Origin of the sequence: Streptomyces sp. WAC07094, from assembly GCF_036320405.1 — a bacterium.
Taxonomy (GTDB): Bacteria; Actinomycetota; Actinomycetes; order Streptomycetales; family Streptomycetaceae; genus Streptomyces; species Streptomyces lannensis.
The window spans coordinates 3,874,154-3,897,729 of the sequence record NZ_JAVMJZ010000001.1; the positions used below are offsets into that span (position 1 = coordinate 3,874,154).

A 23,576-nucleotide genomic window follows, 5' to 3' on the forward strand; every position below is an offset into this window, starting at 1 on the left:
AACAGACCTGTGGAGGTCTCCCAGCATGACCCAAACGACAGACACCCGGCGAGACGGCCACGGGCCGTTACTGCCGGACCTGCTCGCCTCCGCCCTCACCGCGGCCGAACGCGGCTGGCCGATCATCCCGCTCCACCCCGGCAGCAAGCGCCCGGCAGGACACGCCGAACGCGCCTGCCCCGGCACCGGACGCTGCGCCGACAGACACCGCACCCCAGAAGAGCGCGCCACGACCGACCCTGAACTGATCCACACCGCGTGGGCGCACCGGCCCTACAACGTCGGCATCGCGACCGGCCCGGCCGGACTGCTCGTCATCGACCTGGATCCCGTCAAGGCAGAAGAGCCAGAAGGAGCGCCTGACGGCGCCACTTCGTTGCAAGCGCTCTGCGAGCGCGCCCGACAGGTGCTCCCCGATACCTACCGAGTGCGGACGGCACGCGGTGAACACCTCTACTTCACCACCCCCACAGGGGTCCGGCTGAAGTGCAGCGTGGACCGTCTCGGACCGCACATCGACACCCGCGCATGGGGCGGATACGTCGTCGCCCCCGGCAGCACCACCCCCGACGGCACCTACGAGGTCACCCACGACGCGCCCGTAGCCGAACTACCGGGCTGGCTCACGGCGTTGCTCACCGAGGCGGACAAGCCCGCTCCGGTGCCCGTACGGGTCCACGACGGCACCCGTGCCGCGCGGACCGCCCTGGAACGTGAGTGTGCCGTCGTCGCCTCCACGGTTGAGGGCGGCCCGAACGGGCGGAACAACACCCTGCACCGAAGCGCCTGCAAGGTGGCGCGGTTCGTGGCGTGGGGCGACATCCCGCGGCACGTGGTGGAAGAGGCAATCCAGGGGGCGGGGGAGGCTACCGGACTGCCGCCGGCCGAGTGCCGCACCACCATCCGCAGCGCACTGGACTGGGTCATCGCCCACGCCACCCCACGGGAGGCGGCATGACGGCGCCGACTCCCCCCGCCCTGGACTGCCCCACCACCACCCAGAGCGGGCCGCCCGCCGCTCCACAGCCTGTGGACACGACGGCCGTAGGCGAGCCGAAAGGCGCCGCCCGCAAGGGCGTCGTAACTGCCCTTCGCTCGAACCAGTTCCGGGCATCCGACGCGCGCCACAGCACCCCCGACCCGACACCGGACCGGCCCGGAATCCGCATCTACGCCCCACCGGTCTACCGGCACCACTGGGACGGAGCCCGCTGGTCCACGCGCCACGGCGACACCCCCACCGCCGCCTGCGCCTGCACCTGCGGACAGACCGGCACCGCCCGCGGACAGCAAGCCGTGGCCGACCTGGTCACGGACTACGACACCCACAAAGGCGTCTGCACCGGAGCCCCCACCGCGCTCACAGAAAGGAGGGCCGCCGCATGACCCCCACGCCCATCGACGGGGCCGCGCTACTCGACGAAGTGGAAGCCTTCCACCGCCGCTTCAACGTCTTCCCCACCGACGCGGCGTATGTCGCGGTAGCTCTGTGGGACGCGCACGCCCACCTGCTCGACTGCTTCGACTCCACACCCCGCCTGGCCTTCCTGTCGCCCGAGCCTGGCTCGGGGAAGTCGCGGGCGCTGGAGATCGTGGAAACGCTCGTGCCGCACCCCATGGTCGCGGTCAACGCGTCCGCCGCCGCCCTCTTCCGGGCCGTGTCCGGAGCCGACGGGCGGCCCACAATCCTGTTCGACGAGATCGACACCATCTTCGGCCCCAAGGCAGGCGACAACGAGGACCTGCGAGGCTTCCTGAATGCCGGACACCGCCGTACCGGCGTCACCTACCGGTGCATTGGAGACGGCGGCAACCAGACCGTTCAAGCCTTCCCCTCGTACTGCGCGGTCGCGGTCGCCGGACTCGGCTCGCTACCGGACACGATCCTGACCCGCTCCATCGTCATCCGCATGCGCCGGCGGGCCCGCAACGAACGCGTGGAACCCTTCCGCGCACGAATCCACGAAGCCGAGGGGCACAAGCTCCGAGACCGACTCGCAGACTGGGCGCAGCCGGCACGGGGGTTCGTGCTCGGAGCCTGGCCCGAGATGCCCGACGGGGTCACCGACCGCCCCGCCGACGTGTGGGAGCCCTTGCTCGCCATTGCGGACGCCGTCGGTGGCCAGTGGCCCGAGCGGGCCCGCGAAGCCTGCGTAACGCTCGTGCGAGCCGCGCAGACCACCGACAAACACAGCCTCGGTATCCGCCTGCTGAGCGACCTACGCGACCACGTCCTGATCGGCGTGGACAAGCTCCCCACCATCGCCATCCTCGACCGGCTCAACGCCCTCGACGACGCCCCCTGGGCCGACCTCGACGGCAAGCCACTCGACAACAGGCGCCTGGCCCGAATGCTCGGCGAGTACATGACCGCCGACAACACCCCCATCCGATCCCGCAACATCCGCACCGCCGGCGGAGTCCTCAAGGGCTTCCACGCGGAGGACCTGGCGGACGCATGGACGCGCTACTGCCCACCCCCTCCCCAGGACTCCGCTACATCCGCTACACCGCTACAGCCCAGCTCAGAGCCCCTAAATCTGTAGCGGCACCGAAGCGTGTAGCGGCTACGCCCGCCACCCCGTAGCGCGTGCGTAGCCGCTACACGCCACCCCTCCGCTACAAAAACACCCCCGCTGACCTGCGATGTAGCGGTGTAGCGGATGTAGCGGACTTCCCAGAAGGGCCCCGAGACGCCTTGCCGAGGAGGCACCCCGGATGAGCACCGCGATCGCCGCCCCCGTCGACCGACTCCTGTACAAGCCAGAGGAGGCTGCCGAAGCGCTCGCCATCGGTCGCTCCACCGTCTACGAGCTGATGGCCGAAGGCGCCCTGAAGTACATCAAGTTGGGTCGTACGCGCCGGATTCGGCGGGCCGACCTTGAGGCGTACGTAGCGAATCTCGCCCCGCTGCCCTACTGACCCCGAGCACGCCACTGAGGCGCCCCCAGCATGCCGCTTGGGGCGCCTCCTGCATGGAGGAGCACATGAGCCCCCGCAAGCCCAACATGGAGTCATCCATCTACTTCGGTACCGACGGTTGGTGGCACGGCCGCGTCACCATGGGCGTGAAGAGCGACGGCGGCCCCGACCGGCGCCATCGTCGAGCCAAGACAGAGCCCGAGATCAAACGCAAGGTCAAGGCCCTGGAGCGTCAGCGGGACCAGGGGCGCGCGCCCGCAGCAGGCCGTAAACCGACCGTTGCCGCGTGGATGGAGACCTACCTCACCGACATCGCGAGCCTGAAGCTCAAGCCGCGCTCGCTCGACGACTACTGGTCGAAGACCCGCAACGACATCATTCCCGGCGTCGGCAAGCACCGCATCGACAAGTTGCAGCCCGAGCACCTGGAGCGGATGTACCGGGCCATGCTCGAGGCGGGTCACGCCCCGTCGCATGTCGTGAAGGTGCACCGCATCCTTTCCCGCGCACTGAAAATCGCACACCGTCGCCGCATCGTCGGTGAAAACGTAGCCACCCTCGTGGACCCACCGAGCATCGACGAGACCGAGGCCAACCCCTTCACCAAGGAAGAGGCCAAAGCGTTCCTCGAAGCCGCATCGAAGCGACCTACCTTCATGCGGTGGATCGTCGGTGTCGGCATGGGGTTCCGGCAGGGTGAGACGCTCGGTCTGCGATGGTCGTACGTCGACCTGGATGCGGAGCTGTTCCGCCCGGAGTGGCAGCTACAACGTCTTACGTGGCGGCACGGCTGCGACGACCCACACGCTTGTGGAGGGCGCTTGCACCGCTTCGAACCATGCCCTCCGGACTGCACCACACACGAGGGCTACAAGCGTGGCTGTCCGAAGCCGTGCACCAAGACGTGCACCAAGCACGCGAGTGCCTGCCCAGACCGCAAGCAGGGAGGACTCGTCTTCACCCGCCCCAAGACCAAGAAGAGCCGGAACGCCGTGCCGATCCCACCCGTCTTCATCCCCTTCCTGCACGACCACAAGGCCAAGCAGGGAGCGACGCGGGGCGCCGCCGGGGAGCTGTGGCAAGAGCATGACGTCGTCTTTTCCCGGCCGGATGGACGCCCGCTGGATCCACGCGCCGACTACGAGGAATTCAAGGAGCTGCTCAAGGAAGCCGGAATCGATGACCGCCGGCTGTACGACGGGAGCCGTCACACCGCGGGCACGATCCTTAACGAGCTGGGCGTGGACATGCCCACGATCATGGAGATCCTGCGACACACCCAGATCAGTCAGACCCGTCGCTACGTGAAGGGCAGATCGCACCTGTCCAGGGACGCCATGCGGCGCATGGGCGAGTTCTTCGTACCCCCGCCGACCGGGCCCCATCCGGGCCCCACTGAGACCAAAACTGAGACCGCCGACACCCGCGCGGCCCGTGCGCGGCGGCGTCGCCGCATCCACTGAACGCAAAAACCCCAGCTCAGAGTCACTCTGGGCTGGGGTTCGGGTGGAGCCGCTTTCGGGATTCGAACCCGAGACCTACGCATTACGAGTGCGTTGCTCTGGCCATCTGAGCTAAAGCGGCGCGCTGTCCGCACTTATGGTGCGATCAGCAACGTCGGTAAGTCTACACAGTTTCCCAGGGTGCTCCGACCATGCCTCCCGGGCGCCGCACAGCAGTGCGCCACAGCACCTATGAGCAGCGCTTTCCGTCCTCGGGTGGCGTGCCCCGCAGGAGATAGGCGTCGACCGCCGCCTCGATGCACTTGCTGCCGCGGCCGTAGGCCGTATGGCCGTCGCCCTCATAGGTGAGCAGTCTGCCGGAGGAGAGTTGGGCGGCCAGGGACTGCGCCCAGGGGTACGGAGTCGCCGGGTCGCGAGTCGTGCCCACCACCAGGATCGGCGCCGCCCCCTTGGCCTCGATGCGGTGGGCCTGTCCGGTCGCCTTGACCGGCCAGTACGCGCAGCTCAGTGACGCCCAGGCCAGCCCTTCCCCGAACACCGGTGACGCCTTCTCGAACGACGGGAGCGCCCGTTCCACGTCCTGCGGGCTCGAGAACGCCGGTGGCAGGTCCAGGCAGTTCACGGCCGCGTTCGCGAACATGAGGTTCGCGTACTTGCCGTCCGCGCCCCGCTCGTAGTAGCTGTCCGACAGCAGGAGCAGCCCGGCGCCGTCGTTCTTCTTCATCGCCGAGGTCAGTGCCACCCGCAGTTGGGGCCAGGCCGCCTGGTCGTACATCGCGGCGATCACTCCCGTGGTGGCGATGGCCTCGCTGAGCTTGCGGCCGCTCGTGTCGCCGGTGGGGATGGGGGACGCGTCGAGCTTCTTGAAGAACGCCTTGAGGTTGTCGCCCACCCTCGCGGGCGGGGTGCCCCGTCCGCCCAGCGGGCAGTTCGGCTGCCGTACGCAGTCCTTGGCGAAGGACTGGAACGCCGTCTCGAAGCCCGCCGTCTGGTCCTCGTTGAGCCGGAGCGCCGAGATGGACGGGTCCATAGCGCCGTCCAGCACCAGGCGGCCGACCCGCTCCGGGAACAGTCCCGCGTACGTCGCCCCGAGGAACGTCCCGTACGAGGCTCCGACGTAGTTCAGCTTCTGGTCGCCGAGCACCGCCCGCAGGATGTCCATGTCGCGGGCCACCTCGACCGTGGACACGTGGCGCAGCAGGTCCGCCGACTGCCGGCCGCAGCCCTCCGCGAACCGCTGGTACGCATCGACCAGCAGGTTCTTCTCCTTCTGGTCGTCGGGGGTCATGTCGGTCTGCGCATAGGCGTCCATGCGGGGCCCGTCGAGGCACTCGATCGGCTCGCTGCGGGCCACACCGCGCGGGTCGAAGGCGACCATGTCGTAGCGGGCCCGGATCTCCGCGGGATAGCCGATCCCGGCGTACTGCTGCAGATAGCCGACCGCCGACCCGCCCGGCCCGCCCGGGTTCACCAGCAGGGAGCCGAGCGGCTTGCCCTGACCCGTGGCCTTCTTCCGGGAGACTGCCAACTTCACGTCACCGGAGGCGGGTTTGCCGTAGTCGCGGGGGGCCTTCATCGTGGAGCACTCGAAACCGGCCGCTCCGCAGCTGTGCCAGATCAGCTTCTGCGCGTAGTACGGGGCGAGCACCGACGGCGTCGACCGTGGCAGCGCGGCCAGCGCCACCTCCGCCGTGGTGGTCGTCGAACTCCCCGACGAACAGGCCGAGATGAGCAGTGCGGTGGCGGCCAGCAGGGTGCCGCGCGTCCGTGTCGGGCGGAACGGGCGCAGGAGCGACAGGAGGCGGGAGGGGTGGGGACGGCGGGACGGTCCGGGAATGCGCCTGATGTGCATCTGGTGAGCGTAACCCTGAGCGATCAATTGGTCACGTTAGGTGGAATAGCCACTTCGTACGAGCTATCGCGTCCGGTCCTCGGCGAGCGGTTTCCGCCTGTCCCGGGCTCGCCGCCGTCCTGTCGCCTCCGCTGCCCGGGTCGGCTCTCACCGCCACGGCCGGGAACGCGCTCCCCCGTCGTACCTCTCCGCCCCGGCGCCCTCGCTCACCCCGCCCGCAGCGCCATCGTCATCGCCTCCACCGCCAGCAGGGGCGCCACATTGCGGTCCAGGGCGTCCCGGCATGCGGCGATCGCCTCGATACGGCGCAGTGTCGACTCCGGGGTGCTGCCACGGGCCAGTCGGTCAAGGGCGTCCTCGGTGTCCGTGTTCGCCAGGGCCACGCGGGAGCCGAACTGGAGGGCGAGGACGTCGCGGTAGAAGCCCGTGAGATCGCTGAGTGCCTGGTCCAGGCTGTCGCGCTGGGTACGGGTCCTGCGGCGCTTCTGCTTCTCCTCCAGCTCCTTCATCACACCCGCGGTGCCGCGTGGCATCCGGCCGCCCTGCACCGCGCCGAGTGCCGCCTTCAGCTCCTCGGTCTCCTTGACGTCGATCTCCTCCGCCAGCTCCTTGGAGTCCTCCGTGGCCGCGTCGACCAGCTCCTGAGCGGCTCTGAGGCAGGCTCCGACGTCATCGATCCGCAGCGGGAGCCGCAGCACCTCGGCGCGCCGTGCGCGGGCCCGCTCGTCCGTGGCCAGCCGGCGGGCGCGGTCGACGTGGCCCTGGGTGGCGCGGGAGGCGGCCGACGCGATCCCCGGCTCGATGCCGTCGCGCCGCACGAGCGTGTCCGCGACCGCCTCCACGGAGGGGGTGCGCAGATTCAGGTGGCGGCAACGGGAGCGGATCGTCGGCAGCACGTCCTCCAGGGACGGGGCACACAGCAGCCACACCGTCCGCGGAGCGGGTTCCTCGACGGCCTTCAGGACCGCGTTGGCGGACTTCTCGTTCAGACGCTCGGCGTCCTCGACCAGAATGACCTGCCAGCGGCCGTTCGCCGGCGATGTGAACGACTTGCGTACCGTGTCACGCATGTCGGCGGCGAGGATCTGGGCGCCCACGGCGGCGACGGTCGTCACGTCCGCGTGGGTGCCGATCAGGGCGGTGTGGCAGCCGTCGCAGAAGCCGCAGCCCGGAGCTCCTCCGAGCGCACGGTCCGGGCTCACGCACTGCAGGGCCGCGGCGAACGCCCGCGCGGTCTGCGAGCGCCCCGCGCCTGGCGGCCCCGTGAACAGCCAGGCGTGCGTCATCCTCGAGGCCTCGGGCAGCGGCCCGTCGGCGGCGGCCGCGGTGACCAGGGCGTCGGCGTCACGCGCGGCCGCGTCGAGCTGCTCGCTCACCTTCTCCTGGCCCACCAGCTCGTCCCACACCGTCACGGGACACCGCCCTTCCCTCGCACTTCGCCCTTCCAGCGTCCATTGTGCGGCCCGCCACTGACATCACGCGGACGCACCGGCAGGGAGCGGGCCGGCGACATCGCCGGGACGAACGGCGGCGCCGTGCCGCGGCACCCGCCGCCGGCGTCTCTCCGTCTCAGCGGCGCCGTCCGCGCCCCGGACCGTCGTTCCGGTCCTCGTCCTCCTGCGGGCCCAGCAGCTCGTCCGCCAGGGTCGGAAGGTCGTCCAGCGGCGTCTCCTCCGCCCAGTCCGGACGGGAACGGCGCTGGGGACGGCCGCCCGCGTCCATCTGCGGCATCTCGCGCGTGCGGTCCTCGGCCCCGTCCGGTCGCGGCGCCGGACGCTCGTCGCGGAAGAAGCCCGGCGGCACCCGGTCCGAAGGATCGGCGGCATCGGCGTCCCGTACGGGCGGCAGCACAGCGGTCTCGTCGGCCGCACCCGGCACCACGGGGGGCAGCACCGCCGTCTCGTCCGCCGCACCCGGCACCACAGGCGGCTTCGGCAGCTTCGCCGTGGTCTCCGCTTCGGTCTCCCGCGGACGCACCGGCGGCAGGACGGCGGTCTCGTCCGCCGGCCGGCCCGGAGCGTCGTCCGGCGTCACGATCGGCGTCGGAACCGTGATCTCGCTGTCCGGCGAGGCCTCGGTGGGGGAAGCCGCACCGGACTCGGAGGAAGCGGACGAGGCACCCCCCGTTGCGCCGGAGCCGGCCGGACCCGACACCGCCGTGGCGGCCGAAGCCGCCGCCTCCGAAGCGGCCCGGCGTGCCTCCTCGGCCCGCAGCAGCGCCTCCTCGGCCCTCCGCTGCTTCTCCAGCCGGCGCGCGTCGGCCTCGGCCCGAAGCCGCGCCTCGTCCTCGGCCTGCTTGCGCCGCCGCTCCTCCTCAGCACGCCGACGCGCCTCCTCGGCCGCCCGCGCCTGCTCCTCCTCGAGCAGCCGCGCCTGCTCCTCCTCGGCACGCCGACGGGCTTCCTCGGCCCGCAGCCGGGCCTCCTCGGCCTGCCGCTCGGCCTCGCGGCGCTGCGCCTCCTCCAGCTCGTGCCGCTTGCGCTCCTCCTCCTCGGCGCGCAGCCTGGCGAGCTGCTCCTTGCGCTCGCGCTCCAGCCGCTCTTCCTCGGCCTTGCGCGCGGCCTCCTCCTCGGCCCTGCGCCGGGCCTCCTCCTCGGCCTTCCTGCGCGCCTCCTCCTGGGCCGCCACTTCGGCCTCGGACAGCGGAAGCATCTGGTCGAGCCGGTGCCGGATCACGGTGGTGACCGCCTCGGGCTCCTGCCCGGCGTCGACGACCAGATAGCGGCCGGGGTCCGCCGCGGCCAGCGTGAGGAATCCGGAGCGCACACGCGCGTGGAACTCGGCCGGCTCCGACTCCAGCCGGTCGGGAGCCTCCGTGAACCGCTCGCGCGCCGTCTCGGGCGCCACGTCCAGCAGGACGGTCAGATGGGGCACGAGACCGTTGGTCGCCCACCGGTTGATGCGGGCGATCTCCGTCGGGGACAGATCGCGGCCCGCCCCTTGGTAGGCCACGGACGAGTCGATGTACCGGTCCGAGACCACGACCGCGCCCCGCTCCAGGGCCGGCCGGACGACCGTGTCCACGTGCTCCGCGCGGTCCGCCGCGTACAGCAGAGCCTCCGCGCGATGCGACAGACCGGCGCTGGAGACGTCCAGCAGGATCGACCGCAGCCGCTTCCCGACCGGTGTCGCGCCGGGCTCCCGGGTCAGCACCACCTCGTGTCCCTTGCCGCGGATCCACTCGGCGAGCGCCTCGGCCTGGGTGGACTTGCCGGCGCCGTCGCCGCCCTCCAGGGCGATGAAGAATCCGTTCGTGCCCGGCGTCTCCACCGGGTCGTCCCCGCCGCGCAGCGCATCACGCAGGTCGTGCCGCAGCGGCACTCCGGAGCGGTCGTCCGCCTTGGCGAGGACGAACGCGGCCACGGGCAGCAGCAGTGCGCCGACCAGCATCAGCGTGAACGAGGCACCGCCGTGCGCGAACACGAACCTGCCGTTCTCCAGCCGGTGCGGTCCGATCGCGCCCGCCACGACCGGGGCCACCAGCGCGCCCAGGGCCACGACGACGCGGACGACGGCGTGCAGATGCTCGGTCGTCCGCGTCCGCCGGTGGTCCTCCGCCTCCTGGTCGAGCAGTGTGTGCCCGGTGTTGGCGGCCACACCGGCGCCGACGCCCGCGAGCGCCACGATGAACAGCACGGTGGAGACGTCCGGGACCAGCCCCGCGGCGAGCAGCGCGACGCCGATGAAGGCGGTCGCCAGCGCGAGCAGCCGGCGCCGCGACAGCGACGGCAGCATGCGGGGCGCCGTACGGATGCCGACCGCGGTGCCCCCGGTCAGCGCGAGGACCAGCAGGCCGTACAGCACCGGGCCGCCGCCCAGGTCCTTGGCCTGCAGGACGCAGACGGAGACGACCGCCGCGACCGCTCCGGCGACGGCGGCGCAGGCGAGCACCAGCAGCGGGATGGCGCCCGTGCGGCCCTTGTCGGCGCCCGTGCCCGTCCGGGGAAGGCGCAGGCCCTCCAGCGGAGACCGGGGGCGCGGGGTGCGGGTGTCGGGCAGTTCGAGGGAGGTGACCACCGAGAGGGAAGCGGCGAACAGACCGGCCGCCACGTACGAGGCGAGGGCCACCTGGTGCTGGTCGAACCAGGCCAGGCCCGTCCCCAGCAGGTTGTTCACCAGCGACACGACGGCGAGTCCGGCGGCGGCCAGCGGGACCGCCATGAATCCCGTGCGCAGCGACAGGCGCCGCAGCGCGTCCATGTGGTCCGGCAGCGGGCGCACCGTCGCGCCCTCCAGGGGCGGCGCCGGCAGCAGGGCGGGCGCCGCGCTCTCGCGGCACACGGCCCAGAACCGCTCGGCGACGCCGGTCAGGAAGGCCGTGACCAGCAGGACCGGAAGCGCGTTGTCCGGGGTCCAGTCGATCCACAGCGGGGCGACGACCAGCAGGGCCGCCCGCAGTCCGTCCGCTCCGACCATGGTCCAGCGGCGGTCGAGGGGACCCTCCTGGGACGTCAGCGCGCTCAGCGGACCGAGCAGGACGGCTCCGAAGAGCAGGGTGGCGAGGAGTCGCGCGCCGAAGACGGTCGCGATCGCGAACGCCACACCCCGGTAGCCGCCGCCGAAGGAGCCGGCGGCGATGGCCGCCTGAAGAACGAGCGCGACCAGGACGAGCAGGGCGAGGAAGTCGCCGACCCCCCCGACGAGCTGGGCACTCCACAACCGCTTCAGCTGCGGCCGGCGCAGCAGAGCACGGACGGCGCGCTCACGGGAGTCGGCGACGAGGGCGTCGTCGGGGGCCGGGTGGTGGGCCGTTGGCTGCTCGGCTCGCGTCATGCTTTCAGCCTATCGGCAGCGGCGGACGGCCCGGGGCAGCCGCCCGAACGTACGCCCGCCCCGACACCAAACTGATGCCTGGGCGGGCGTCGTGCGAAGCCCGTGCGACGGCCTCGGCCGCCGGCTGCGGACCAGGTGCCGGGTCCGCAGATCCGGACCGTACGGCACGCTCACTCCTGGCCCGGGTCCTCCGGTGCCGCAGCCCTCGCGACGGCGGTCTTCTTCGACGTCGCCTTCGCGGCCGCCGTCTTCGCCGTCGTCTTCTTCGCGGTGGTCTTCTTGGCAGCCGTCTTCTTCGCCGCGGTCTTCTTGGCCGGTGCCTTCTTGGCTGCGGCCTTCTTCGCCGTCTTCTTGGCGGGCGTCTTGGCGCGCTTCTCCGCGAGCAGCTCGAAGCCGCGCTCCGGGGTGATCGCCTCGACGCTGTCGCCGGAGCGCAGGGTCGCGTTGGTCTCGCCGTCGGTGACGTACGGCCCGAAGCGACCGTCCTTGACGACGACGGGCTTGCCGCTGACCGGATCCTCGCCCAGCTCCTTCAGCGGCGGCTTCGCGGCCGCACGGCCACGCTGCTTGGGCTGGGCGTAGATCGCCAGCGCCTCGTCCAGCGTGATCGTGAAGAGCTGGTCCTCGGACTGCAGGGACCGCGAGTCCGTGCCCTTCTTCAGGTACGGCCCGTAGCGCCCGTTCTGCGCGGTGATCTCCACGCCCTCCGTGTCCGCGCCGACGACGCGCGGCAGGGACATCAGCTGGAGCGCCTCCTGCAGGGTCACCGTGTCCAGGGACATCGACTTGAACAGCGAGGCCGTGCGCGGCTTGATCGCGTTCTTGCCCGTCTTCGGCGTGCCCTCGGGCAGGATCTCCGTGACGTACGGGCCGTAGCGGCCTGCCTTGGCCACGATCGGCCGGTCCGTCTCCGGGTCGGTGCCCAGCGGACGCTCCCCGCTCGGCTTGGCGAGCAGTTCCTCGGCCAGTTCGACGGTGAGCTCGTCCGGCGCCAGATCGTCCGGGATGTCGGCGCGCTGGTGCTGCTCGGTGTCCTTCTCGCCGCGCTCGATGTACGGGCCGTAGCGGCCGACCCGCAGCACGATCTCGTGTCCGACGGGGAACGAGGACACCTCGCGCGCGTCGATCGCGCCCAGGTCGGTCACCAGTTCCTTGAGGCCGCCGAGGTGGTCCCCGTCGCCGTTACCGGCGTCGGCGGCACCGCCCGCGCCGGTGCCCTCACCGAAGTAGAACCGCTTCAGCCACGGCACGGACTGCGCCTCGCCGCGGGCGATGCGGTCGAGGTCGTCCTCCATCCGGGCGGTGAAGTCGTAGTCGACGAGCCGTCCGAAGTGCTTCTCCAGGAGGTTGACCACGGCGAAGGACAGGAAGGACGGCACCAGGGCCGTGCCCTTCTTGAACACGTAGCCGCGGTCGAGGATCGTGCCGATGATCGACGCGTACGTCGACGGACGGCCGATCTCGCGCTCTTCCAGCTCCTTGACCAGCGAGGCCTCGGTGTAGCGGGCCGGGGGCTTGGTCGAGTGGCCGTCGGCGGTGATCTCCTCGGCGCTCAGCGCGTCGCCCTCGGCGACCTGGGGCAGCCGGCGCTCGCGGTCGTCAAGCTCGGCGTTCGGGTCGTCGGCGCCCTCGACGTACGCCTTCAGAAAGCCGTGGAAGGTGATGGTCTTGCCGGACGCGCTGAACTCGGCGTCCCGGCCGTCGGCCGCGGTGCCGCCGATCCTGACCGTGACCGAGTTACCGGTCGCGTCCTTCATCTGGGAGGCGACGGTCCGCTTCCAGATCAGCTCGTAGAGCCGGAACTGGTCACCGGTCAGGCCGGTCTCCGCCGGGGTGCGGAAACGATCACCCGAGGGCCGGATCGCCTCGTGCGCCTCCTGCGCGTTCTTGACCTTGGCCGCGTAGGTACGCGGCTGCGCGGGCAGGTAGTCGGCGCCGTACAGCTGTGTGACCTGGGCACGGGCGGCGGTGATCGCCGTGTCCGACAGGGTCGTGGAGTCCGTACGCATGTAGGTGATGAAGCCGTTCTCGTACAGCTTCTGCGCGATCTGCATGGTGGCCTTCGCGCCGAAGCCGAGCTTGCGGCTGGCCTCCTGCTGCAGCGTCGTCGTACGGAACGGCGCGTACGGCGAGCGACGGTACGGCTTGGACTCGACCGACCGGACCGAGAACCGCGTGTTCTCCAGGGCGGCGGCCAGGGCGCGGGCGTTCTGCTCGTCGAGGTGGAGGGTGTTCGCGGTCTTCAGCCGGCCGACCGAGTCGAAGTCACGGCCCTGGGCGACCCGCTTGCCGTCGACCGCCGCGAGCCGGGCCACCAGGGACGACGGGTCGGAGGGGTCGCCGGCGCGGCCGGTGCCGAAGGTGCCGGTCAGATCCCAGTACTCGGCGGAGCGGAACGCCATGCGCTCCCGCTCCCGCTCCACGACGAGCCGGGTCGCGACGGACTGGACGCGACCGGCCGACAGGCGCGGCATGACCTTCTTCCACAGGACCGGCGAGACCTCGTAGCCATAGAGGCGGTCGAGGATGCGACGGGTCTCCTGGGCGTCGACGAGCAGTTGGTTCAGCTCGCGCGGGTTGCGCACGGCCTGCTGGATCGCGTCCTTGGTGATCTCGTGGAAGACCATCCGCTTGACCGGGACCTTGGGCTTCAGCACCTCCTGGAGGTGCCATGCGATGGCCTCGCCCTCGCGGTCCTCATCGGTGGCGAGGAAGAGCTCGTCGGAGTCTCGCAGCAGATCCTTGAGCTTCTTGACCTGCGCCTTCTTGTCGGCGTTGACGACATAGATCGGCTGGAAGTCGTGTTCGACGTCCACACCGAGGCGGCGCACCTCACCGGTGTACTTCTCGGGCACCTCCGCGGCGCCGTTCGGAAGGTCGCGGATGTGCCCGACGCTCGCCTCGACGATGTAACCGGGGCCGAGATAGCCCTTGATCGTCTTCGCCTTGGCAGGCGACTCGACGATGACGAGTCGGCGGCCGCCCTGTGCGGTCTCGCTGGTCGGGGACAACTTCGCTCTTCTCTCCGGTCGGCTGTGGCCTCCCCAGGCCTTCTTCCCGGGGTGGGGTCGTTCTTGTCCGGCTCGCTCGCCTCCGGGGGGCTGCGGCCGGTGTCGACAGGGCGATCGCGCCCAGCCCATCGGGGCTGAAGCGCCTTCGCCCTCTCGACACCGGCGCGTCCCTTCGGCTCACTCGCTGGTGACGCTGCGGAGTGTGACGGTACATCCCGCCCCCGTGTCAAACGGGAAAAGCCCGCAACGGCCACTCGAACGGTAACCCGACTACCGGCATTCCTGCCGCCCGGACCGGCGAGCAGGTCTTTCGTCCGTGTCCGGAGGGTGATCCCCCGGTTACCGGGGCCGCGGGCGCCCTGCGGCCCGGAACCTCACGTCACAGGCGCAGGAAGCACCAGGCGCCGGCGGTGAGCGCGGCCACCGCGGCGAGGACCGCGAGGGCGGCGGACGCGACGGGACTCACACCCTCGGCGACGGATTCGCGCCGGCGCACCCGGGTCGCCGTCCAGATCATCAGCCCACCGCCGAACAGGGCGAACACCGTCCCCGCGAAGATCGCCGGTCCGCTCTCCATGTCCCGTTCCTCTCCCGTTCCGGGCCACCCGAAGACGGGAGGCTGACATGTCCGGGCGGCCGACGGACGACCCCCGGGTGAACGTGCGGCGCACGGCCCCGTCCGTGCCGGCCGCGCACCGCCTCGCGGACGACGCCCGCGGCCCGCGGTCACACACCCGGGGGGCGATGCGGCCGGAACTCGCCGTCGCGCCGCCTGCCGTACGCCCTTCCTCCCCGGCCGATCACGGCTGGCGGATCAAGTACGGGACATGACGTACCGCCACTCGTCACGGCGTCCCCTCCCCGGTCGGTGCGGCGCGTGGACGTCCGCGTCCGAAGAGGCGTCGGCCGGGGCGGGCGCCCCGGCCCGGGGCCGGCGCCACTCCTACCGCGCGGGCTCGAGAAAGCCCTGCTCGACCAGCAGCCGGATCTGAGCGGGCGTCCGATCGCGCAGCAACACCGGGTCTTCGCCGACCAGTTGGGCGATGGCGTCGAGGATCCGTCCCGCGCTCAGCGTGCCGTCGCACACACCGGCGAAGCCCGCGCCGACCGTGTCCACCTTGGTGGCACGGCGCATCCCGCGGTTCTGTCGCAGTACGACGTGCTCCGGGTCCTCGGCGCCCGGCAGCCCCACCTGCTCCTGGACGACCTCGGCGGCAAGCCTGAAGTGCCCCGCGAGCAGCGCCGCGTCGTCGTGCGCCCGCAGGTAGTCGATGCGGTCGAAGTGCGCCCGGACCGTGTCACCGAGCGGCTGTTCGACCGGATGCGGCCACTCCTCGACCGTGATGCTGGGTTCGACGGCCTCGGTCCGGTGCAGCGCGATCCAGCCGAAACCGACCGCCCGCACCTTGCGCGCCTCGAACTCGTCCAGCCATGCGTCGTACCGCGCCTGGTACTCCGCGGTGTCGCCGCGGTGGTCACCGGCGTCCCGCAGCCACAACTCCGCGTACTGGGTGATGTCCTGGACCTCGCGCTGCACGATCCAGGCGTCGCAGCCGCGCGGTACCCACGAGCGCAGCCGGTCCTGCCAGTCCTCCCCCTCCACGTGCTGCCAGTTGGCGAGGAACTGCGCGAACCCGCCCCCGTTCAGCCGCTGCCCCGACTGCTGGACGAGCGTGCGGCAGAGATCGTCCCCGCCCATGCCACCGTCGCGATAGGTGAGACGGGCGCCGGGGGAGATCACGAAGGGCGGGTTGGAGACGATCAGGTCGAACGTCTCGTCGTCCTCGATCGGCTCGAACAGCGAACCCTGGCGCAGGTCCGCGGCCGGCGCGCCGGACAGCGCCAGGGTGAGCGCGGCGATGTCCAGGGCACGCGGGTTGACGTCGGTGGCCGTCACCCGCGTGGCGTGCCGGGCGGCGTGCAGCGCCTGGATCCCCGAGCCGGTGCCGAGGTCGAGGGCGGCGCCGACGGGGGTGCGGACGGTGATGCCCGCCAGCGTGGTGGAGGCGCCGCCGACCCCCAGGACGACTCCTTCGTCCCGGTTGCCGATGCCGCCCGCACCGCCGACCGCGCACCCGAGGTCGGAGACGATGAACCAGTCCTCGCCGCCCGGTCCGCCGTACGGCCGGACGTCCACGGTGGCGGCGACCTCGTCCCCACCGGTGCGGACGAGCCAGCCGCCCTCCACGCACACGTCGACGGGCAGCACACCCGTCACGCGGGCGTGCGGCACGGGCTGTTGAAGCAGGAACAGCCGTACGAGCGACTCCAGCGCCGTGTCCCCGCGTGTGGCCCGGAGCGCGGGCACGGTCTCGCTCCGCGCGAGCGCCGCGTACGCGGGCGCCCCGAGCAGATCGAGCAGCCCGTCGGCGGTGAAGGAGGCCGCGAGGAGGGCGTCCCGCAGCCGCAGGGTGACATCGACGCGGGCGGTGGACGGCAGTGTGGCCGGACTGGAGTTACTCACGCCCCCATTGTGGCGCGGGCAGGCGTTCGACGCGCCGCTCAGGCGGCCGTCGGCGAGGCCGAGGCGGACGCGGACTTGCAGCTCGCCTGCTGCGACATCGCCTTCCCGACGTCACCCGCCTCCAGCTCCTTCAGCGCGTCGTTCCCGCTCTGGCTCAGCGTGTCGAGCTTGGTCGCGATCCCCTTGAGGCCGTCGGCGAACTTCGCCTGGTCCTTGGTGTCGAGGCCGTCCACCTGCTTCTGCAGATCGCCGTAGGCGGTGGAGATGTCGTTGAGCTCCTTGACCGCGTTCTTCTGCTTCGTCGCGCCGTTGTCGACCTCCGGCGCGCCCGCCCTCTGGACGGCCGCCCCGATCGCCTTGTAGGCGTCGGCCATGTCCCGGAAGGCCTGGGAGTCGGTCTTCCGGACCTGCTCCGGCGCACTGTTGTCCGAGGTCTCCTTCTGGATCGCGGAGCTGGCGGCCGCGATCTTCTTGGCCTGCGGCTGCACCGACTCGCACACCTGCTTGGCCCAGGAGCCCAGCTTGTCGTCGACCGCGCCGCTGCCGCTGGTGCAGCCCGACAGCGCCAGTACCAGTACCGCACCGCCGGACAGTGCGGCCGCGAGCTTCTTGTTCACCGGTTTGGTCCCTTCCATGGCTCTCTCGGCCCCGGAACATACACGCCAACCGGGTGACAGCCGCACGCCGAATATTACTTATCTCTGCTCTTGCGTCCATTTGCACCAGGCGAGAGAAGGCTCACGGAGCGGGCTCGAACACAACAGGGCGGGCGCACGGCGTCGCGAAGAGCGCCGTGCGCCCGCCCATTGACCCGTACCTGACCAGGTCGAAGTGCGGGTGCTGTGGAAGCGGCTAGGAAACCACCGCCGGATCCGCCGACTTGGACACCCGTTCGGCGTTGTCTTCGTCACCCACGGCGATACCGCGGCGTTTGGAGATGTAGACCGCCACCACGATGACCAGGATCGCCAGCACGGCGATCAGGATCCGCACGGCGAGACTCTTGTCACTGCCGTACGAGAACTTGATCACCGCCGGTGCGATGAGCAGCGACACCAGGTTCATCACCTTGAGCAGCGGGTTGATCGCCGGCCCCGCGGTGTCCTTGAAGGGGTCGCCGACCGTGTCGCCGATCACCGTCGCGGCATGCGCCTCGCTGCCCTTGCCGCCGTGGTGGCCGTCCTCCACCAGCTTCTTGGCGTTGTCCCAGGCACCACCGGAGTTGGCCAGGAACACCGCCATCAGCGTGCCGGTGCCGATCGCGCCCGCCAGATACGCGCCGAGCGCACCCACACCGAGTGTGAACCCGATGGCGATGGGTGCCATGACGGCGAGCAGACCGGGTGTGGCCAGCTCCCTGAGGGCGTCCTTGGTGCAGATGTCGACGACCTTGCCGTACTCCGGCGTCTCCGTGTAGTTCATGATCCCGGGCTTCTCCCGGAACTGCCGGCGCACCTCGAAGACCACCGCGCCCGCGGACCGGGACACCGCGTTGATCGCCAGCCCCGAGAACAGGAAGACGACCGCCGCGCCCACGATGAGGCCGACCAGGTTGTTGGGCTGGGAGATGTCCATGACCAGGTTCAGCGGCCCGCCGTTCCCGACCTTCTCGCCCACGTCCTGTGCGGCCGTGGTGATCGCGTCGCGATACGAGCCGAAGAGCGCCGAGGCCGCGAGGACGGCGGTGGCGATGGCGATGCCCTTGGTGATCGCCTTCGTGGTGTTGCCCACCGCGTCCAGATCGGTCAGCACCTGCGCGCCGGAGCCCACCACGTCGCCGGACATCTCGGCGATGCCCTGCGCGTTGTCGGAGACCGGACCGAAGGTGTCCATGGCGACGATCACGCCGACCGTGGTGAGCAGGCCCGTACCGGCCAGCGCCACCGCGAAGAGGGCGAGCATGATCGACGTACCGCCGAGCAGGAACGCCCCGTACACACCGAGCCCGATCAGCAGCGCGGTGTAGACGGCCGACTCCAGACCCACGGAGATGCCGGCGAGCACCACGGTGGCGGGGCCGGTCAGCGAGGTCTTGCCGATGTCCCGCACCGGACGGCGCGTGGTCTCGGTGAAGTAGCCGGTCAGCTGCTGGATCAGGGCCGCGAGCACGATGCCGATGGCCACCGCAACCAGCGCGAGGATCCGCGGATCCCCGTCCTTGGCCCGGATGGCCGCGTCGGAGATGCCCTTGAGATCGGCGTACGACGACGGCAGATACATGAACACGGCCGCCGCGACCAGCGCCAGCGAGATCACCGCGGAGACGAAGAATCCGCGGTTGATGGCGGACATACCGCTGCGGTCGGTGCGACGCGGGGCCACCGCGAAGATTCCGATCATCGCGGTCACCACCCCGATCGCGGGCACGATCAGCGGGAACGCCAGTCCCGAGTCGCCGAATGCCGCCTTGCCGAGGATCAGCGCCGCGACGAGCGTCACGGCGTAGGACTCGAAGAGGTCGGCCGCCATGCCGGCACAGTCGCCGACGTTGTCGCCCACATTGTCGGCGATGGTCGCGGCATTGCGCGGATCATCCTCCGGAATGCCCTGCTCGACCTTGCCGACCAGGTCGGCGCCGACGTCGGCGGCCTTGGTGAAGATGCCGCCACCGACACGCATGAACATGGCGATCAGCGCCGCGCCCAGGCCGAAGCCCTCCAGGACCTTCGGCGCGTCCGCCGCGTACACGAGCACCACACAGGAGGCGCCCAGCAGACCGAGCCCCACGGTGAACATGCCGACGACGCCACCCGTGCGGAAGGCGATCTTCATGGCTTTGTGCGAGACGGCGGTGAGATCCTTTTCCGGCTCACCTTCTGCAGGCGTCGCCTCGCGCGCCGCCGCAGCAACCCGCACATTGCTCCGCACTGCGAGCCACATGCCGATATAGCCGGTGGCCGCCGAGAACACCGCGCCGATCAGGAAGAACACCGATCGTCCGGCGCGCTGATTCCAGTCGTCCGCGGGCAGCAGCAGGAGCAGGAAGAACACGACCACGGCGAATACGCCGAGCGTGCGAAGCTGCCGGGCCAGGTAGGCGTTCGCGCCTTCCTGCACCGCCGCAGCGATCTTCTTCATACTGTCGGTGCCCTCGCCTGCCGCGAGCACCTGACGGACCAGGACCCCGGCGACCGCGAGGGCCGCCAGGGCGACAACCCCGATGACCACCACGATCAGGCGGTTGCTGTCGGTCAGTACTGCGGCTGCGAGGGTTGTGGGGTGATCAAACTGTTGAGGGGTAGAAAGCCCCGCCATTCGTCCTCCTTGACGCTTGGGCTGAGCTCAAGATGTGGACGGATTGTAGGTAGCGGAACCTGATCAAAACAGTGCGCGGTAAACGGAATTGGCCTTCACCTCCTCTTCAGCAAAAGATCGCACGTGCGCCACAGAACCCGAAAGAGGTAATGCCTCAAAACCATTGACTGGATCTGAACTTGATCAAATCATCCTGCGATTGATCGTGAAGCAATTCACGAATTCCGGTACGACTGTACAAAAAGAAGGGTCCTGCACAGGCAGGACCCTTCAAAAACGTACGAAAAGCACAGAAAGGGGGCGAGGAGGATCAGGCAGGGAGCGTGGCGGGCGGCACGGTCGGCCAGCTCATCCTGATCTGTCCGCCGTTCTCCCCGGCGGTGACCTCGACGTCGTCGACAAGACCGCTGATGACCGCGAGGCCCATCTCGTCCTCCTCGGCCTCCGCGTCCGCCTCGTCGGCACCCGGCGCTCTCCCACCGAGCCCCACGTGCGGCGCCTCGTCACCGACCTCGATGGAGAACTGCTTCTCCTCCTCGGTCAGCAGCACCCGCACCGGCGCCGAGATGCCGTTGCTCTGGTGCAGTCCGACGGCCCGGGTGCAGGCCTCGCCGACGGCGAGCCTGACCTCGTCGAGCACGGCCTCCTCAACCCCAGCTCGGCGCGCCACGGCCGCCGCCACCAGTCGGGCGGTCCTGACATGTTCTGGCAGCGCGCTGAAGAGGAGTTCAACGGTGGCCATGCATCCCCCTCGGAACTTCGGGCGTGCGGTCGGGGGGCCGGGCCGCAAGGACCCGGCCCCCCGTCTCTTTGCTTCTGCCGTCCGGGCACTACGGCCCGGGAACGGAGTCAGTCGGTGGCCGCCACCGCTTCCTCGACCGAGGTGTGAATGGGGAACACCTTGGTGAGGCCGGTGATGCGGAAGATCTTGAGAATGCGCTCCTGGTTGCACACCAGGCGCAGGGACCCTTCATGGGCCCGAACGCGCTTCAAGCCACCCACCAGCACGCCGAGCCCGGTGGAGTCGAGGAAGTCCACGCCCTCCATGTCGACGACGAGGTGGAAATTCCCGTCGTTCACCAGCTCGACCAGCTGCTCGCGCAGCTTGGGCGCGGTATATACGTCGATTTCGCCACCGACCTCGACGACCGTACGATCGCCGACGGTACGGGTCGACAGGGACAGGTCCACGGATCCTCCAGCACCTTGCTATCGAGCGGTCGCCCCTCGGGACACCTCGGCAGACCCCCGGGACGGTTCGCCAGCCGCGATGGCATTCAATCACTTACCGGCAGGCGTGCACGACGCCTTGGACCCATTGTCCGTCACTCCGGTGACACACTCGGTGCCGATGGCCAAGAATCACCGATCCGATCGAACCCTGTCGGGCCCCGTGTCCCGCGTCTCTCCGGGCACGGTCCTGGACCGGCTCGCCTCGGGACCGAGCCGGGCTGCGCGCATCACTCATACGGAGCACTTGCCCCCGAGAGAGGGCCGCCATGCCGTCTGGCCGGACCGGATCCGCGCCGAGGTCATAGCCGCCGTGCAGGACGCGGGCATCGAGCACCCGTGGGCCCATCAGGCCCTCGCCGCCGAGCACGCGCTGGACGGCGATTCCGTGATCGTCGCCACGGGCACGGCGTCCGGCAAGTCGCTCGCCTATCTCGTGCCGGTGCTCTCCCGCCTGCTGGACGGCGCGGAAGCCCCGAACGGCCGCGGCGGGACCGCCCTGTACCTCGCCCCGACCAAAGCGCTCGCGGCGGATCAGTGCCGATCCGTGAAGAAACTTTCACAACCTCTGGGCACAGCGATCCGCCCCGCGGTGTACGACGGCGACACACCGCCGGAAGAACGCGAATGGGTGCGTCAGTACGCCAACTACGTGCTCACCAACCCCGACATGCTGCATCGCGGCATATTGCCCTCGCACCCGCGCTGGTCCTCCTTCCTGCGCGCCCTGAAGTACGTCGTCATCGACGAGTCCCACACCTACCGGGGCGTCTTCGGCTCCCACGTCGCCCAGGTCCTGCGCCGTCTGCGGCGCCTGTGCGCCCGCTACGGGGCCTCACCCGTGTTCCTGCTGGCCTCCGCGACCGCCGCCGAGCCCTCGGTGGCCGCGCGCCGCCTCACCGGCGTCCCCGTGGTCGAGGTCGCCGACGACGCCTCCCCGCGCGGCGAGCTCGTCTTCGCCCTGTGGGAGCCCCCGCTCACCGAGCTGCACGGCGAGAAGGGTGCACCCGTCCGGCGTACGGCCACCGCCGAGACCGCCGATCTGCTGACCGACCTGGCCGTGCAGGGAGTCCGCTCGGTCGCCTTCGTCCGCTCCCGCCGGGGCGCCGAGCTGATCTCCGTCATCGCCCAGGAGCGGCTGGCCGAGGTCGACCGCTCCCTGGCCCGGCGCGTGGCCGCCTACCGCGGCGGCTACCTCCCCGAGGAGCGCCGCGCCCTGGAACGGGCCCTGCACTCCGGAGAACTGCTCGGCCTGGCCGCCACCACCGCCCTCGAGCTCGGGATCGACGTCTCGGGCCTGGACGCCGTCCTCATCGCGGGCTACCCGGGCACCCGGGCGTCGCTGTGGCAGCAGGCGGGCCGCGCCGGCCGCGCGGGTCAGGGCGCCCTCGCGGTGCTCGTCGCCCGGGACGACCCACTGGACACGTTCCTCGTCCACCATCCCGAGGCCCTCTTCGACCAGCCGGTGGAGTCCACCGTCCTCGACCCGGACAACCCCTACGTCCTGGCCCCCCATCTGTGCGCGGCGGCTGCGGAGCTCCCGCTGACGGAGGAGGACCTGGAGCTCTTCGGCCCCACCACCGAGGGACTGCTCCCCCAGCTGGAGGCCGCGAAGCTGCTGCGCCGCCGGACCAAGGCCTGGCACTGGACCCGGCGGGAGCGGGCCGCCGACCTCACGGACATCCGCGGGGAGGGCGGGCGGCCCGTCCAGGTCGTGGAGGCCGGCACCGGACGACTGCTGGGCACGGTCGACGCGGGCTCCGCGCACACGACGGTGCACGAGGGCGCTGTCCATCTGCACCAGGGCCGTACGTATCTGGTGCGGACCCTCGACCTGGAGGACTCCGTGGCCCTGGTCGAGGAGGCCAGCCCTCCCTACTCGACGGTCGCCCGCGACACGACGGCCATCTCCGTCCTGGAGACGGACGTCGACATCCCCTGGGGCGACGGACGGCTGTGCTACGGCTCGGTCGAGGTCACCAACCAGGTCGTCTCCTTTCTGCGTCGGCGTGTCATCACGGGTGAAGTGCTGGGCGAGACGAAACTCGATCTGCCTCCCCGTACGCTGCGCACCCGTGCCGTGTGGTGGACGGTCACCGAGGACCAGCTGGACGAGGCCCGGATCAACCCGGAGATCCTCGGCGGCGCCCTGCACGCCGCCGAACACGCTTCGATCGGCATGCTCCCGCTCTTCGCCACCTGCGACCGCTGGGACATCGGAGGCGTCTCCGTCCCGCTCCACCCGGACACCCTCCTCCCCACGGTCTTCGTCTACGACGGCCACCCGGGCGGCGCGGGCTTCGCGGAACGCGCCTTCCACACGGCCGGCGCCTGGCTGACCGCCACCCGCCAGGCCATCGCGTCCTGCGAGTGCGAGGCGGGGTGCCCGTCCTGCATCCAGTCCCCCAAGTGCGGCAACGGCAACGATCCGCTGCACAAGAGGGGTGCCGTGCGACTCCTCACGGTGCTGTTGCGCGGGGCGCCGGAGAACGCTGCCGAGGCCGCGGAGCGGAAGGAGAGCGAGGCGGAGGTTCCGGGCGTCCGCCCTGCGCCGCCGGTTCAGCCGGGCCCGCCCTCGCCCTGACCTCGGCGGTGAACGGTCCCGA

16 protein-coding genes and 1 tRNA gene are annotated in these 23,576 nt (G+C 70.7%); 6 read left to right on the top strand and 11 right to left on the bottom strand.

All coding sequences use genetic code 11. The annotated features are described in order from the left end of the window. Positions 1-25: 25 nt before the first annotated feature. From RCR19_RS17095 to RCR19_RS17115, 5 genes are all read left to right on the top strand, one after another. Positions 26-958 carry a bifunctional DNA primase/polymerase gene (locus RCR19_RS17095; RefSeq protein WP_331265936.1) on the top strand — a complete coding sequence of 311 codons (933 nt, stop codon included), beginning with the start codon at positions 26-28 and terminating at the stop codon, positions 956-958. Continuing rightward, positions 955-1,386, top strand: coding sequence for a hypothetical protein (locus RCR19_RS17100; RefSeq protein ID WP_331265937.1), 432 nt, complete (start codon positions 955-957; stop codon positions 1,384-1,386). The genes RCR19_RS17095 and RCR19_RS17100 overlap by 4 nt, the downstream gene beginning before the upstream one ends. Beyond that, a complete protein-coding gene (locus tag RCR19_RS17105) occupies positions 1,383-2,546 on the top strand; it encodes a DUF3631 domain-containing protein (protein ID WP_331265938.1) in 1,164 nt (387 codons plus the stop codon). Before RCR19_RS17100 ends, RCR19_RS17105 begins: the two co-directional genes overlap by 4 nt. A 172-nt stretch (positions 2,547-2,718) precedes the next feature. Beyond that, positions 2,719-2,922: a helix-turn-helix domain-containing protein gene (locus tag RCR19_RS17110; protein ID WP_220293221.1), complete on the top strand. Its 204-nt coding sequence runs from the start codon at positions 2,719-2,721 to the stop codon at positions 2,920-2,922. A gap of 65 nt (positions 2,923-2,987) precedes the next feature. Further along, on the top strand, positions 2,988-4,385 hold the full coding sequence (locus RCR19_RS17115; protein ID WP_331265939.1) for a site-specific integrase: 1,398 nt from the start codon (positions 2,988-2,990) through the stop codon (positions 4,383-4,385). A gap of 44 nt (positions 4,386-4,429) precedes the next feature. Here the strand turns inward: RCR19_RS17115 and RCR19_RS17120 are convergent. The 11 genes from RCR19_RS17120 to bldG all read right to left on the bottom strand — a co-directional run bounded on the left by RCR19_RS17120 (position 4,430) and on the right by bldG (position 20,931). Then, a tRNA-Thr gene (locus RCR19_RS17120) sits at positions 4,430-4,506 on the bottom strand. Between the two features lie 108 nt (positions 4,507-4,614). After that, the gene (locus tag RCR19_RS17125; RefSeq protein WP_331265940.1) at positions 4,615-6,237 is read right to left on the bottom strand and encodes an alpha/beta hydrolase; all 1,623 of its coding nucleotides are present in this window, start codon (positions 6,235-6,237) and stop codon (positions 4,615-4,617) included. Positions 6,238-6,443: 206 nt separating this feature from the next. Further along, on the bottom strand, positions 6,444-7,649 hold the full coding sequence (locus RCR19_RS17130; RefSeq protein WP_331265941.1) for a DNA polymerase III subunit delta': 1,206 nt from the start codon (positions 7,647-7,649) through the stop codon (positions 6,444-6,446). A 157-nt stretch (positions 7,650-7,806) separates the two neighbouring features. Next, on the bottom strand, positions 7,807-11,010 hold the full coding sequence (tmk, locus tag RCR19_RS17135; RefSeq protein WP_331265942.1) for a dTMP kinase: 3,204 nt from the start codon (positions 11,008-11,010) through the stop codon (positions 7,807-7,809). 170 nt (positions 11,011-11,180) lie between these two features. Further along, the gene (topA, locus tag RCR19_RS17140) at positions 11,181-14,021 is read right to left on the bottom strand and encodes a type I DNA topoisomerase (protein ID WP_331265943.1); all 2,841 of its coding nucleotides are present in this window, start codon (positions 14,019-14,021) and stop codon (positions 11,181-11,183) included. A gap of 379 nt (positions 14,022-14,400) precedes the next feature. Beyond that, complete coding sequence (locus RCR19_RS17145; protein ID WP_331265944.1) at positions 14,401-14,598, bottom strand: hypothetical protein; 198 nt, start codon at positions 14,596-14,598, stop codon at positions 14,401-14,403. Between the two features lie 366 nt (positions 14,599-14,964). After that, positions 14,965-16,485: a class I SAM-dependent methyltransferase gene (locus RCR19_RS17150; protein WP_331265945.1), complete on the bottom strand. Its 1,521-nt coding sequence runs from the start codon at positions 16,483-16,485 to the stop codon at positions 14,965-14,967. Positions 16,486-16,523: 38 nt separating this feature from the next. Beyond that, positions 16,524-17,120, bottom strand: a complete 597-nt coding sequence (locus RCR19_RS17155; protein WP_331265946.1) for a small secreted protein — start codon at positions 17,118-17,120, stop codon at positions 16,524-16,526. 217 nt (positions 17,121-17,337) lie between these two features. Then, a complete protein-coding gene (locus RCR19_RS17160; RefSeq protein ID WP_331265947.1) occupies positions 17,338-19,740 on the bottom strand; it encodes a sodium-translocating pyrophosphatase in 2,403 nt (800 codons plus the stop codon). A 310-nt stretch (positions 19,741-20,050) separates the two neighbouring features. Beyond that, entirely contained in the window at positions 20,051-20,482 is a 432-nt protein-coding gene (locus RCR19_RS17165) for an ATP-binding protein (protein WP_331265948.1), read from the bottom strand. Between the two features lie 107 nt (positions 20,483-20,589). Continuing rightward, positions 20,590-20,931: an anti-sigma factor antagonist BldG gene (bldG, locus tag RCR19_RS17170; protein ID WP_010986038.1), complete on the bottom strand. Its 342-nt coding sequence runs from the start codon at positions 20,929-20,931 to the stop codon at positions 20,590-20,592. Between the two features lie 79 nt (positions 20,932-21,010). Here bldG and RCR19_RS17175 point away from each other — a divergent pair, with 79 nt between their 5' ends. Next, the gene (locus RCR19_RS17175; protein ID WP_331265949.1) at positions 21,011-23,554 is read left to right on the top strand and encodes a DEAD/DEAH box helicase; all 2,544 of its coding nucleotides are present in this window, start codon (positions 21,011-21,013) and stop codon (positions 23,552-23,554) included. The last annotated feature ends 22 nt before the right edge of the window (positions 23,555-23,576 follow it).

Bases quoted from the DNA above. Each gene is read 5' to 3' on its own strand.
- RCR19_RS17095 (WP_331265936.1), top strand. From the start codon at position 26: ATGACCCAAACGACAGACACCCGGCGAGACGGCCACGGGCCGTTACTG.
- RCR19_RS17100 (WP_331265937.1), top strand. From the start codon at position 955: ATGACGGCGCCGACTCCCCCCGCCCTGGACTGCCCCACCACCACCCAG.
- RCR19_RS17105 (WP_331265938.1), top strand. From the start codon at position 1,383: ATGACCCCCACGCCCATCGACGGGGCCGCGCTACTCGACGAAGTGGAA.
- RCR19_RS17110 (WP_220293221.1), top strand. From the start codon at position 2,719: ATGAGCACCGCGATCGCCGCCCCCGTCGACCGACTCCTGTACAAGCCA.
- RCR19_RS17115 (WP_331265939.1), top strand. From the start codon at position 2,988: ATGAGCCCCCGCAAGCCCAACATGGAGTCATCCATCTACTTCGGTACC.
- RCR19_RS17125 (WP_331265940.1), bottom strand. From the start codon at position 6,237: ATGCACATCAGGCGCATTCCCGGACCGTCCCGCCGTCCCCACCCCTCC.
- tmk (WP_331265942.1), bottom strand. From the start codon at position 11,010: ATGACGCGAGCCGAGCAGCCAACGGCCCACCACCCGGCCCCCGACGAC.
- RCR19_RS17145 (WP_331265944.1), bottom strand. From the start codon at position 14,598: ATGGAGAGCGGACCGGCGATCTTCGCGGGGACGGTGTTCGCCCTGTTC.
- RCR19_RS17155 (WP_331265946.1), bottom strand. From the start codon at position 17,120: ATGGAAGGGACCAAACCGGTGAACAAGAAGCTCGCGGCCGCACTGTCC.
- RCR19_RS17160 (WP_331265947.1), bottom strand. From the start codon at position 19,740: ATGGCGGGGCTTTCTACCCCTCAACAGTTTGATCACCCCACAACCCTC.
- RCR19_RS17165 (WP_331265948.1), bottom strand. From the start codon at position 20,482: ATGGCCACCGTTGAACTCCTCTTCAGCGCGCTGCCAGAACATGTCAGG.
- RCR19_RS17175 (WP_331265949.1), top strand. From the start codon at position 21,011: ATGGCATTCAATCACTTACCGGCAGGCGTGCACGACGCCTTGGACCCA.